Source organism: Paenibacillus sp. FSL E2-0178 (assembly GCF_038593005.1).
GTDB classification, from domain to species: domain Bacteria; phylum Bacillota; class Bacilli; order Paenibacillales; family Paenibacillaceae; genus Paenibacillus_AQ; species Paenibacillus_AQ phytohabitans.
Window position 1 is genome coordinate 2,856,471 of sequence record NZ_CP151953.1, and the last position, 13,496, is coordinate 2,869,966.

7 protein-coding genes are annotated in these 13,496 nt (G+C 48.4%); 1 reads left to right on the forward strand and 6 read right to left on the reverse strand.

What is annotated here, in order from left to right; all coding sequences use genetic code 11:
• Window positions 1–277: 277 nt before the first annotated feature.
• Window positions 278–1,327, reverse strand: coding sequence for an NAD(P)-dependent alcohol dehydrogenase (locus MHI42_RS12460; RefSeq protein ID WP_342423983.1), 1,050 nt, complete (start codon window positions 1,325–1,327; stop codon window positions 278–280).
• A gap of 120 nt (window positions 1,328–1,447) precedes the next feature.
• Between MHI42_RS12460 and MHI42_RS12465 the strand changes: the two genes are divergently transcribed.
• Window positions 1,448–1,855: a MerR family transcriptional regulator gene (locus MHI42_RS12465; protein WP_342423984.1), complete on the forward strand. Its 408-nt coding sequence runs from the start codon at window positions 1,448–1,450 to the stop codon at window positions 1,853–1,855.
• A 179-nt stretch (window positions 1,856–2,034) separates the two neighbouring features.
• Here MHI42_RS12465 and MHI42_RS12470 read toward each other — a convergent pair whose 3' ends face one another.
• The 5 genes from MHI42_RS12470 to MHI42_RS12490 form a co-directional block, all read right to left on the reverse strand.
• Window positions 2,035–2,670 (reverse strand): hypothetical protein, encoded by a 636-nt coding sequence (locus MHI42_RS12470; protein WP_171716900.1) that lies wholly within the window; start codon window positions 2,668–2,670, stop codon window positions 2,035–2,037.
• 5 nt (window positions 2,671–2,675) lie between these two features.
• The gene (locus MHI42_RS12475) at window positions 2,676–5,330 is read right to left on the reverse strand and encodes a hypothetical protein (RefSeq protein WP_342423985.1); all 2,655 of its coding nucleotides are present in this window, start codon (window positions 5,328–5,330) and stop codon (window positions 2,676–2,678) included.
• 308 nt (window positions 5,331–5,638) lie between these two features.
• Entirely contained in the window at window positions 5,639–8,935 is a 3,297-nt protein-coding gene (locus MHI42_RS12480; protein WP_342423986.1) for an S-layer homology domain-containing protein, read from the reverse strand.
• A gap of 228 nt (window positions 8,936–9,163) precedes the next feature.
• A complete protein-coding gene (locus MHI42_RS12485; protein WP_342423987.1) occupies window positions 9,164–10,285 on the reverse strand; it encodes a response regulator in 1,122 nt (373 codons plus the stop codon).
• Window positions 10,286–10,310: 25 nt separating this feature from the next.
• A complete protein-coding gene (locus MHI42_RS12490) occupies window positions 10,311–13,394 on the reverse strand; it encodes an ATP-binding protein (protein ID WP_342423988.1) in 3,084 nt (1,027 codons plus the stop codon).
• Between the last annotated feature and the right edge of the window lie 102 nt (window positions 13,395–13,496).

Genomic DNA, 13,496 nt, shown 5'->3' on the forward strand with positions numbered 1-13,496 from the left:
AGCATTTCAAAAAACAAAAAAATCCAAAAGGATATGATCCCTTTGGATTTCATAAGCAAATATAACCAGATTGGTCTACACTTACACTGTATAGGCCTAAATGTTGTACAAACTGCAACTTAGCTGCCCGGATATCCGGGTGTTGAGACAGATTGTTGTATGAAATACAACAATTGTTTCGCTGAGCTGCTTGAAGGAGAAGAAATGCTGCCTTTTATACAACAATACTGAATTTTAGCCGAGATTATATGGTAAATTTTGTATTATGTGCAGGATTTTACTCCTTACCCATCGTGCTGATATCAATGACAAACCGGTAACGGACATCGGAGGCGAGTACACGTTCCCACGCTTCATCAATCTGGTCGGCAGAGATAACCTCGATCTCAGAGGCAATGTTATGTTCGGCGCAGAAATCAAGCATCTCCTGCGTCTCACGGATTCCGCCAATCATCGATCCGGCAAATGAACGGCGGTGGCCGATCAGCGAGAATACGTTAACGGCCAGCGGATCAGCAGGCGCACCAACATTGACCAAGGTACCATCCAGCGCCAGAAGCGATAGATAAGCATCGATATTTATCTGCGCGCTTACCGTATTTATGATCAGGTCGAAAGAACCGGCAAGCTGCTTGAATGTCTCCGCATCGCTAGTCGCATAATAATGATCCGCACCTAGTTGCAAACCGTCTTCCTTCTTCTTCAGTGACTGTGACAGAACCGTAACCTCAGCACCCATAGCATGAGCGATCTTCACAGCCATGTGTCCAAGTCCACCAAGACCTACTACGGCTACATTTTTGCCTGGAGCGGCTCCCCAATGGCGAAGCGGTGAATAGGTTGTGATTCCGGCACATAACAGCGGGGCAGCGGCGTCAAGCGGAATAGCGTCTGGAATCTGGACCACGAAGTCCTCTGTCACCACAATATGGGTGGAATACCCGCCCTGTGTATAGTGACCGTACCGGTCGGTAGATCCATAGGTACCCGTATTTCCATGCAGGCAATACTGCTCCTCGCCTTTATGGCAATTACTGCACTCTCCACAGGAGTCGACCATACAACCCACCCCTACCCGGTCACCAACGGAATACTTTGTAACTCCGGTACCGACCTGGCTGACAATCCCGGCAATCTCATGGCCTGGAACGAGCGGATACTTGACTGGACCCCACTCCCCGCGGGCGGTATGAATGTCCGAGTGGCAGATCCCGGCGAATTTAATCTCAATCAGAACATCCTGCGGCTGAAGCTCCCGGCGCTCAATGGTCGTTAGCTTGAACGGGCCTTCCTGGCTGAATGTAGCGCGTGCATTAACTTGTATCATGGTGTAACCTCTCTTCTTGTTCATAGTAGAATCCGTAAGGACGACTTTACAAACCATATGATATTACTTAAAGTTAACTCTAAGTCAAGCACAAAAAACAATTGAGACTGGAGATTCGTGATGAAGACATACTCTATAACTGAGGCTGCAGAACATTTTAATATGACACCGCATACTCTGCGTTACTATGACAAGGAAGGTCTTATACCCTTTATCGAAAGGACCTCCAGCGGAAGACGTGTGTTCAAGGAAGCGGATATGGAAGCTCTAAAAATAATTGAATGCCTGAAATCATCCGGGATGCCGATTAAGGAAATCAAACATTTCATTGAGTGGTGCTCTGAGGGAGATTCCACTTTGCAGCAGAGATATGACATGTTCCTGGAGCGGAAAGCCTCAGTTGAAGCACAGATGGAGGAGCTGAAGAAAACGATGGAAGTCATCGAACATAAATGCTCTTATTATAAGACTGCCTTAGACAGCGGTACGGAAGATATTCATAAAACCAAAAAGGTAACAAGCTTTTAACGGGAGGATGTGAATCGGGAAAAGCAGGATTTGGTGGTTCACCCGGCCGGGCGTTCACCCTATACCTGAAGCCGATTCAAGCCTGAACGATGAAAAAGGGTAGCCGGGCTTGCAAAATTTTGCAGAGCCCGGGCTACCCTTGTTTAATATTAACTCAGCGAAATGGAATCCTCATTTGCTTATGGACCTTTTTTTGCCAGAAGCTTGTTCGTAAAACTCACATTAAAGAAATGAATGATCGGGCCAAGGCCCAGTGCGGACACCAGAGTCCCCAAACCGATGATGCCTCCGAACAGGAAGCAGATCAAAGCACAAAAAGCGTCTGTAAACATCCTGTGCCAGAAATAAGAGATTGCCGGAAACTTATTCCTCATAATCAGGGACAGGCTGTCATAGGGAGCTATTCCCACATCCGACGTCTGATACATGGATACCCCGAAGCTGCAGATCACCACACCAATCGCCACTGTAACCACCCGCTGCCACAATAGCTGAGGTTCGCCGAGCAGCTCCAGCCAGGTACTATGAAAGAAGGTAGCGATGTAACCCAGCAAAATGGCGTTTACGAAAGTTCCGGCTCCAATATACTTCCTTCCCGTGATAAACTCGATTACAAACAATACCAGGTTCAGCAGGATTAGAAAATTCGCATAGGCGAGCCCGCTGGTGTCTGCAAGTGCCATCACCATGCCGCTGAAGGGATCATTCCCCATCCCGGACAGCTTAAAAATGCTGATGCCCATCCCTAAGAAAACATTCCCGATAAGCATAATGATCAATCGTTTGGGGTCTACTGAATTCATATATCTTTTCATATAGTTCATCCTACAACCTTAATGCTGACATTCATCTTGACCGGGATTATCCCGTCATCAACAATAAAAGTGGCAGTGTAAGGTTCATCACGAACCGCATCAGCAGCAGGAGTCCAGCTAAACATACAAGCCTGGCCTGGTACAAAAGAGGAGGTGTCAAAAGTTGCCCCCTCAGGCAGATTGCCCGTTGTTACAGTCATCGGCTCAGCAATCCCCTGTACTGCCGGGTCCTTATCCGGGCTGGTTTCATTATAAATCCTGCCATCCGTCTCCCGGGACGAAGTCTCGAATGCAGGCTGTCTGGCTACAACAGCAAAGGATAGCGTCTCACCTGCCTTCACGCTCTGTGCCGGAACAACTGTGAAGAAGGGCCGGAATACCGTTTGAGGCAAAGGATAATTTTCGGTTGCAGACGGATATGTATAGCCGTTTCCGGGAATTGCAACAGTTTCATACGGATACAAGCTGTCCTTCGGCGTGCCTGGAGCAGGCGCCTCCACTTCTATCCTTTTGACGGACAGATTGCTGTCCATTGTCACATTCTCAACTGCAGTCTGCTGATACGGATAATCCGGCACATATTCCAGGCCTGCGGGCCGTTTGAAGCTGCTGCTTACCAGTACGACTTCTTCTACCCCCTGCGCATGGCTGGCATGGATATGTTCAAGAGCGCCACTTACAACATCATCGAGCACAATGGGATACCGGGTATCTTCCGTCATATAGCGCAGCTGAATCTCCTTCAGATACAGATTGTCCACATGTCTGGCGTACAGACCATAAGCCGGCAGGATTCCCCAGTTGCTGGGCTCAGGATACACCTCCGGCAGCTCTGGTACGTTAAACGGCGCATCTTTCCACGCTCCTGCTTCCGGATTCCATTCCACCCGGGGCAATAACCCTTCATTTTTCAGGAAAAAGGTGTTCACCAGCCACGGCAGCAACTGAATGCTGCGCTTCGGACTGCCGTACCGGGTATATTCCCAGTTCGTATTCAGCTGGCGCTGTTCCACCGCATGCTCCAGACATAGACCACCGCGGTAATCCACTTGAATATTGGAGATCGAGACATTTTTAATCCGGTTGCCTACCAGCCCCATCAGTTCAATGGGATAGCGGGGGTCGACATTCTTAGCGGTAATATTGCGGATGATAATATCGTGAACATTGGCTATACGGCCGCTACCATTGGCATTGCCGTACAGCGACAGCTCGCTTTCCTGTAATTCCTTAGTGTAGTCAGGCACATACTTCTTCGAGTGCTCATCGTAGCGGACAGCAAACCATTTGCCGCCCTCTTCCTGATAGTTAGCAGGATTCAACCGGCAAGGCCGCTCAGGATCTACAATATTAAAAGTGGACACACCGTCCGCAGAAACCTTGCGTGTTCTGTTATAGGCTGGCAGATAGCGCTTTGCCGGATACACCTGATACGATTCCTTGGCCGGCAGCACCCAGTTAGGCTGGTCCAATCTTACATTAGGTGCTGCATCCCCGGTCGCTATCATCTCTTCCCCGGTGCTATTCCCCGTGACAGGGAAACGTCCCCGGTCTCCTATTTTGATGAAAATAGGCGAGCTGCTGATGTCCTCCATCGTGGAGTCCTCAAAAATAATATTACTCAAATCCGCCCCGTCAACAGCCTCAAGGGCAAAACCTCTCGACCGTTTGAACGCTACACGGCGGACCGTAACACAATCATACCCGCAGGTAGATTCCGTACCCAGCTTGACGCGGGCGGTAGGACCGCAGCGGTCTGTTGCAATCAGCTTGTCCTGTGTATACGTTCCCGCATATACGGAGCCTGTGTCGTAGCCGCTAACCACGCAGTCTTCAATCAATACATTGCGGAGCGGCATAAAGATTCCACCGCCATAGGAGGCCTTAAGCACAATAGCATCGTCGGTTAATGAATTGAAGGTGGAATGAACAATGGTCACATTCTCGCAGCAGTCCACATCAAACGCATCCCGGTTCGTATCCACAAGAATATGCCCGACATGCAGATTCTTCACACAGGTTGCTATAATGGCAAAATGGCCGCCGGCCAGGATAGAAAAGTCGCAGAATGCGACATTCTCGCACCGCACCATCGCAATCGCCTTATTGCCGAACCATTCACCGCGGTGACCGGGCTCGTCCCGGCGCAGTGGCTCATGCGGGTCCCCGCCCATCAGAACCTGCTCCAGTTCTCCCTCATCATTCAAAGAACTTCCATCCAGCAGCCCGGGCCCATAAATCATCACATTCCGGATATCCGTGCCATAAATCAGGCTGTTGGCAAAGTACGTATGACCGTGATCCTGCAGACCGGCATATAAATTAACCTCAGGCTCTTCATAATTGCCACCTTCCCCGATCTGCTGCTCATAGGAATGGCGGATATCCGTTCTTGCTGCGGAAAGCACGCTCCCTGCCGACAAGTACAGATTAACGCCGCTCCGCAGTCGAATCGTATATACTCTGAAGCTGCCTTCAGGAATAACCACAGTGCCGCCTTCTGCAGATGCTGCCTGAATGGCGCGGTTAATTGCCTTGGTATTCTCCACAGGCGCATTCTCCGGATCCGCCCCATACCCGCGGATATCGAATGTATGCGTTTCCTTCATTAAATAGCCTCTGTCAAAAGGACACCCTGTTGCTTCCGTTACTTGAAACATAATAGCCTCCAATGGATTAGGAACAACCCGAACCGGATCATCCTGGCAGTTTTCTCTTATTATATCTTTTTGCTACTGGATCTACAGCTTCATTCTTTATAAATATTAATAGAATCTACAACATTAGATATCTCCCTTGAACTGCAGGGGGGAGCGCTATTTATCGTCTAACAAATATCATATCCCCTTAGGAGGCAAGACCATGCTGCAAACTTCTACTCAAATAACCGGATACGAAGAAAATAAAGAAAGAACGGCATCTCTGCCGTTCTTTCAATCGCCCGATCCAGGCTATAATTTAAATTAATTTATTTCAAGGTATCCAGCATGGTCTTGATTTGGCCGTTCAGGTTCAAGGCGTTCAGGATCATCGTTAACGCTTCCGCACGGGTAGCATTACCATCCGGTGCAAAGGTGCCGCCGCTGAAGCCGCTGATAATTCCGGCTTGTGCCGCCTGCTCAATGGCGCTGGCCGCTTTGGCTCCTTGAATATCGCTGAAGCCGCCTTTCGCAGCATCTGTTTCCAGGCTTTCCAGATTAATCACCCGGCTAAGTACAATCACCATTTCTTCCCGGGTAATCGTCTGGTGGGGCCGGAACTCGCCATTTGCATAACCATTGATGATGCCCGCAGCTGCAAACTGCTCAATTGCCGTTTTGGCCCAGCTGCTGCCCGTTACATCCTTGAACGATACAGCGCTTGTCCCTTCCACATCAAAGATGCGGGACAGGATACCCACAAATTCGGCGCGGGTAATGGCCTGATTCGGTTTCACCGTTCCATCTGTGTAGCCTTTAATGATATTAAGCTTGAGGAGCATGTCGATTGTTTTCGCTGCCCAATGTCCCTTCACATCTGCCGGTTGTTGGAAGCTGGCGGCAGGTGTGGCCGAAGATACCAGAGTCTGTACTTTGCTGACCACCGCTTGAGGACTTACTACCTTTGTGTTAAATACTTCAGTTACTGATGGAGTGGACGGCTGTACAGGCATACTGGTGTCTGCTATGCTGCCAGTGATGATTGTTCCGGTTGTAGTATTTGTACTCGTTCCGGTATTAGTGGTTGTATTTCCACTGGAATAGTTTCCACCGGATGTATTTCCTCCAGTCGTGCTTTCTCCTGGTGTTTCTACTTCAGGCGTACCTCCTCCTGGTGTTTCTCCTCCAGGCGTGCCTCCTCCCGGTGTGTCTCCTCCGGTTGGATCTCCCGCTTCAACCATTACCCATTGACTATACTTAGCTCCTGCATAGAAGATGAACATTTGGGCCATACCGGGAGATATCCCGGTTACTATCCCATCCTTAACTGTATACACAGCGGGATTAGAACTAACCCAAACCGCATCCTGCGTAGCATCTTTTTGCGAGTTACCTGCATACTTCACAGTCGCCGTAAAAGCATACGTACCACCCACTTTCACAACATTCGAAGCCGATTCGCCCGCAATCCCAAATGCCATGATACCAGTGTCTGGTGTATACACTATGGCATTGATTTTTGCTTCGAAATTGTTATGTCTGGCCGTTATTACAGATACGCCTTTGGCTATCCCGGTAACAAAGCCTTGGTCATCAACCGTAGCGACCGATTCGTCAGAGGAAGACCATTGTACGTCTTCACCTGAGAGTGACTCCTCCGAATCATTGCTGAATTTCTGATACACCGCTATCGGTTGTTTACCGGCTGGCGCAAGCAAAAGATTATCATTTGGAATCAGACTGATCCCTACTTCTGTCTTGGAAGGGACTCCCGGATTGGTTGAACCGCCACCAGATCCTGCCCCAGGATCGGTCGGTGTTCCCGTACCGGGTTCGGTACCTCCGCCGGTTGTGTCTTTCACTTCAACAGAAACCCATTGCTCAAACTTTACGCTTGAGTAGACAGCAGTCAATTTTGCCGATCCGGGTGCTACACCCGTTACAACGCCATTATTTACTGTGAAAATGTCCGGATTTGAACTGATCCACACGGAATCGTTTGTAACATTTTTGGAAGGACCGTCATAATACTCAGCGGTTGCTGTAAAGGCGTCTGTCTCTCCAACCTTTACGATATTCAAATCTGAGGTACCCCTAACCTTATAATCTTTCATCCCCAGATCCAGGACATACACGATAACTTCGGTCTCAGCTTCATAACCATTATATTGTGCTGTTATCGTGGCAACACCTTTGCTAATCCCTGTAATTTGCCCGTCCTGAACTTTAGCAACGGACTCGTCAGAGGAAGACCAGGTTACTGCAGAGGCTGCAAGTTCTTCCTGCGTGTCATCGCTAAACGTTCTTGAGGCGGTTACATGCCGGTCGACGTTTTCTCCAACCGTCAGCTCCGTAGAACTGAGGACAATACCGCTTTCAGTCTTGGAAGGGGTTGTATTGGATTCTCCTGAAACTTCAACAGTAACCATTCTTTGATAACCATGATAACTGGCAGTAATAGTCGCTATCCCTGCGGCATGAGCAGTAATTCTGCCATCTTCGCCAAAACTGGCGACAGATGCGTCTGAGCTGGACCACTCAATTTCGGATAAATCAAGCGGATCTATTTTATCATTCATATAACGTTTATAGGCTAAAATATCTTTATAATCACCAATCTTGAAAATAAGATAAGAAGCATTAAGAAGTAAGTCATGTTCTATATTAACTTCTCCTTGAGGCTGTGCAATAACAAATGTCAGGGAATCTGTGAACCCTTCATAACTGCCTGTGATCTGATAGCTGCCTGACTCCCACGCTGTCAACCACCCGTTATTCATATAAGCTTTACCGCTGTTTGACGACCATTCCACATCTTTAGTGATTTCAACCGTACTGTCATCACTGTAGTAGGCTGTCCCTGTAACTTTAATGACATCACCAACAGTTATGTTTGTCGTGTACGTATCCAATCTGAAATCAGTGAGTGTTGCAGCCGGAGTTCCCGGACCGCTTGGATCTGTCGGCTGTGTTGGGCCTGTTGGCCCCGGGTTCGTTGCCAGCACTACCTCTGCAGGGTGTAAAGCCACTTCTGATGGATCAAGGTGCCCCACTCCATATTCCTGCAAATAAGTGATTTGCGGATTCAATTTAATTAAGTGATCTGCATCATCAGGCGCATTGTCTAGTGCCTTTAGTTTAAAAGATAACAGCTCCGTATCCGAATACAGTGCTGCAGGTTCAATAAGCGCGTCGACCGAAAACTGGACCTCGTTATATCCCTCCGGAACATAGTTTCCTGCCTCATAAGATAAATCTGTGGGTGCTGAATAATTATAAGCTGATTTATCGAGGGTGCCTCCAGGAGAATAGGCTTCCTCTTTAAATATGCGCATTCCGTCTTGCTCTGTAACATAGTCATCTGCACTCAAAAACCTGGGATCATAATCGAGAGCAATAAATACCTTTGAAAGACCTGCAGCAGTTACGCCACCAATATTCTTTACGGAAACAGTGACGGTTACTTCATCTCCTGGCGAATAGGATTGCTTATCTGCCGAGACTATTATTGACACCTGGCTATTCGTACCCGCATGCACTACCGTTCCAAACAATGATGCCACCAGCATAAAAGCCATAACGCCTGATATCATACGCTTGGCTTTTCTTTTAAATAAACTCCCCATCCTGTTCCCTCCACAATAAATTATACGAAACCCCCGATCCAATCACCGAATCTCCCAATCATTCGACAAAAGGCTCCAACACTCATTCTATTCGACAATTCTTACAAAACGCTTACAGGAAACCTTTCATAAACATGCATTGCCGGGTTGCACAAAAAACTCTGAGTCATCCTTCCGGGTACGAAAGGTCTCAGAGTTATAGAAGAGCAGTGAGTATGAACTTCCTGATCAGGAATCCTTCATGAGTTCTTGAAGCAGGGATTCAAGAAACGCGGGCGGCTCAACGCCGACTTCCTGCTGCAAGGCTGTTTTCATTTTATCGTAATGCTTATAAAAAGCTGCCCGGTCCTTCCAGTGCAGATAGATGCGGAGGATCAGCTCATGCGCCTCTTCATCGTAGGGAACAAGGGACAGCATAAAGTTCAGGAAGTCATGGGCCAGCCGGAATTCCCCAGCCTTGATATAAGAACGTGCGAGAGCTATGGACATCTCTCTGAAGCTCAGATCCGCCTGCTCCCTTGCGCTCTCACACCACGGGTAATCCTTATATCCGAATAAAGGCCTTCTGTATTGCCTGAGAATACGCTCCGCATCTGCAGCCATGCTGGCAAGCCGTGTTGTCCCTTCCTTCTTCAATTCTTCAAAGCGGATATAGTCACACTCTCCAAGCAGCTGAAAATAATAATGGCCTTTTTTGGAGGTTAACTGGATGGAGAGTCCGCTTTCCAGCAAAGTTTTTTTCGTCCGGAATACTGTCGTATGCAAGTTCTGCTCTGCCTTATGGGGATCATGCTCCGGCCACAGGCTCTCGCAAATGACCCATTTAGAAACATTCGTATTCCTGTGAATGAGCAGAAAAGCCAGCAGCTCCTCCGCCTTAGCGGTCGGAAAATCTACAGGCCCGGTTCCACTTGAATGGTGAACATAAAAATGTCCGAAACATTCTATTTGCGGAGTGGAGCGGCCAATACTTTGGCTAATCCTTGTATGGCCTTTCCGCCTGTTGAGCCGTTTGAGGGTACGTGCCAAAGCATCCTCATCAACCGGCTTGAGCAGGTAATCGACAGCATTTACGCGGAAGGCCTCCAGTGCATATTGATCATAAGCCGTAATAAATACAATTTCCACGTGCTCGTCTAGCTCAATTAAGGAAGCGGCCAATTCCAGCCCGTTCATTCCGGGCATATCAATATCCAGAAAGACCGCATCAGGTCTTAGACAGGTGAAGTCATGCAATAGGTCTGTATATTTGGTAAACGCCCCAACCACTTCGACATCGTCACGGCACTCCAGAATTTGTACAAGCCGCTGGACCGCCAGCCGTTCATCGTCAACAATTGCAACTCTCATGAATGACCCTTCCCTCTTCTAAGGCTTACGCGTAATGCTGAATTTTGAACTGAAACCGAACGCTTGTCCATTCCCCTTCTTCACTGGATACCTGTAATGCTTCTCCATAGAAATACTTCAGTCTCCGCTGAATATTCACGAGTCCAACTCCCCTTCTTTCGGAAGAAGCCCTTTCGCTTGTCCATAAGGCTTGGATTCCCGTCTCACTAATACCGCCCCCGTTATCCCACACCTCCACATAAACCGTATCCTTGTCCAGGGAGATGGAGATTCTGACCGTTCCTCCCTCCATTTTCTTCGTTACCCCATGCCGGATAGCGTTCTCTACTAAAGGCTGTATCGTCAGCGGCAAAATCTTCCGCTTCAGAACCTGCGGGTCCACATCATATACGACCGTAAGCCTCTCCTCAAACCGGGCTTCCTCGATCTGCACGTAAGCATCGACCAGCTGTAATTCGTCCTCGATCCGGACAAAGCTGTCAGGCTTCGGGTCAAAGCTTCTTCTTAAGTAATAGCTTAAATGCATAATCAGCTTCTCCGCACGCGCGCCGTCTGTCCGGCATAAGGCAATAATCGAGTTCAAGGAGTTGAACAAGAAATGCGGTTTGATCTGCGACTGGAGAAAATCCACCTCTGCCTTCAAAGCTTCTTCCACTGACTTCTTAAGCTTCAGGAGCGTTTCCGTTCTGGCCCTGACCTCTGCAGCATCAAACGGCTTGATGATATAATCATTCGCCCCTGCCTTGAAGCCTGCAGCAATATCGCTATTGCCGTAACGCGCCGTCAGCAATACAACAGGCAACTCAAACAGGGAATATTGCCCGCGGATCTCTCTGCAGACTTCAACCCCCGACATTTTGGGCATCATTACATCGAGCAGAACCAGGTCAATATCAGAGCGCTTCTCTAACATTTCCAAGGCCTCCAGCCCGTTGGTCGCCCAGATGACCTGATAAGGCTCATTGGCAAAAACCCGGGACAGGACCTGAAGATTGGATGGCTCGTCGTCAACGGCCAGCAGTGTGAAGGTGCTCTTGCTCCGGCCTGGTAATTCCGCCATGCCCCATTCTTCGCTTATGGAGGCAGATTCCTTGGCTGCTTCGTAATCCGGGAGTGAATTCCGGGCTGCTTCGGCAACCGGAAGTGTAAAAGCGATGCCCGTCCCCTGCTCCGGTTCTGACCACTCTACCTTGATGGTACCGCCCATTAAATGCAGCAGCTTCCTGCAGATAAACAACCCCAGTCCTGTTCCCCCGTACTCCTCAGGAGAGTGTGCTTGCTCAAAGGGCTGGAATATATCCTCCCAGTCAGATAAGCTCATCCCCACTCCGGTATCCTCCACCACAACTTTGACCTGACCCTCTATCACCTGAGCATGAATCGTAATCATACCCTCATGAGTAAATTTCACCGCATTGCCGACCAGATTATGGAGGATTTGCCTGAGCCGGTTCTCATCCGCATAGACGAGGGGCAGATGCTCCGGTACGGCATTGACAAACCTGATTTTTTTACCAGTAATCAAACCCTGGAATAAATCGAACACGAGGGAGACAGACACACGGACATCCACACCGGTTAGTTGAACCTTTAGCTCGTTGCGTTTGATTTTCTCCAGATCCAGAATGTCATGAACCAGTCCCGAGAGCCTTCTGGAGGTATCTCTGATCAGGGACAGATTCTGGATATGGCTTGCGCTGAGTTCTCCGGCTTCTGCTTCTGCTCCGGCTCCTGTCTCCAGCATGGATTGGGATAAATTAATAATTCCGTGAAGCGGAGTCTGGAATTCGTGAGAAGTATGCAGCAGGAACTCGTCTTTCTGCTTATCCGCCTGCTGTAGCATTACAGCCATTCCTTCTATCGTCTTATACGCTTCCGAATACCGGTAAGACAGGAGGAAGGAGGCCAGAAAGCAAAAAATCAATATGGAGCAGTATCCTATGGTATAAGTGGGTGTCAGGCTGCTCAGATACAACCCGTAATCAAACAGCCCTATTACATATCCGCCTAAGGCCAATATAAAGAGGAGCAGTGTCCGTTTGCTGAATTCTCCATACCTGCCCTTCAGGTATGAATGAAGCATCAATCCCAGAATGATGACATAGATGAATAGCTGCAGATAGCTGAATACCGCATTGAAACGCGAATACCATTGAAACGGCGTGAGCAGCACAAAGCCGATGTACAATGCCGTCACACCGACAACACTATTAATTAACCACTCAGGAATCATGCTTTTACACATAGTCTTAATAAACATGACCATCGTGATCAGGGAGAGATACAGCGATACGGCTTGAATCTTATAATAAATCTCATGCGGCAGATTCACATACTCAACCAGAATCCGGTCACCGTTGCTGGCAAAAGACCAGGCGATAATGATACAGCTGAGTCCGAAATAAAGAAGTCCTTTTTCTTCTCTCCGTATAATAAACACACTAAGCTGATAGCACCCGAGCATAAGGAGCGATACAATCAGAATTAAATTGAGAATGGTTGTATGGGTATTCAGCTTAAGAATTCCCCCGGCGCTCCCGAAATAAAGGCTATAAGGAATCCCGCCCTGCGAATTCTCGTAATTTGCTGCATGGATGATGATCTCCGCCGTATCTCCCTGTACCGTAAAAAAGGCATTGTACGGTTTATTCTCATACCTATACAGGCTTTCGGATTCCGCGGGCTTACCGCTGCCGGCAACCCTGTTCCCGTTCATGTAGATCTCGCTGGCCATGCGGATGTTGGATATTCTAAGCCCATACATCGTTGCCGAAGGCTCAAGCTTAACCTTTAGACGGTAGGTAACGGCTCCTTGGCTGTTTAGGCCCCCGTCTTCATTCGCATGCTTCCAAAAACCGGGTACCTGCATATATCCAGGAGAAACAGCTGGTTCTGCTCCCGGCCTGAGCAGCTGATCCCAATAAAACTCCCATTGTCCATCCAGCGAAACGACCTGTTCTCCCTGAAAGTCCCATGCACTCAAATCTAGTACACCATGCCGGGCGGGAACGGGGTTCTGAACTTTATGATCAGAGGCTTTCACTAGGCCGAATAATATAGCAAAACATCCGAGGCCCACTACAATCAGGCCCATCAGCATTTTTCTCATTTTGTGGATCTACTCCGTTTCTCAGCCTTATCTTTATTCATTTCAATGCAGGTTTAGTTCCATCATATCATCTGTACCATTCAGCGGCATGTCCTTTTCTTG

Bases quoted from the DNA above. Each gene is read 5' to 3' on its own strand.
- MHI42_RS12460 (WP_342423983.1), bottom strand. From the start codon at position 1,327: ATGATACAAGTTAATGCACGCGCTACATTCAGCCAGGAAGGCCCGTTC.
- MHI42_RS12465 (WP_342423984.1), top strand. From the start codon at position 1,448: ATGAAGACATACTCTATAACTGAGGCTGCAGAACATTTTAATATGACA.
- MHI42_RS12470 (WP_171716900.1), bottom strand. From the start codon at position 2,670: ATGAAAAGATATATGAATTCAGTAGACCCCAAACGATTGATCATTATG.
- MHI42_RS12475 (WP_342423985.1), bottom strand. From the start codon at position 5,330: ATGTTTCAAGTAACGGAAGCAACAGGGTGTCCTTTTGACAGAGGCTAT.
- MHI42_RS12480 (WP_342423986.1), bottom strand. From the start codon at position 8,935: ATGGGGAGTTTATTTAAAAGAAAAGCCAAGCGTATGATATCAGGCGTT.
- MHI42_RS12485 (WP_342423987.1), bottom strand. From the start codon at position 10,285: ATGAGAGTTGCAATTGTTGACGATGAACGGCTGGCGGTCCAGCGGCTT.
- MHI42_RS12490 (WP_342423988.1), bottom strand. From the start codon at position 13,394: ATGAGAAAAATGCTGATGGGCCTGATTGTAGTGGGCCTCGGATGTTTT.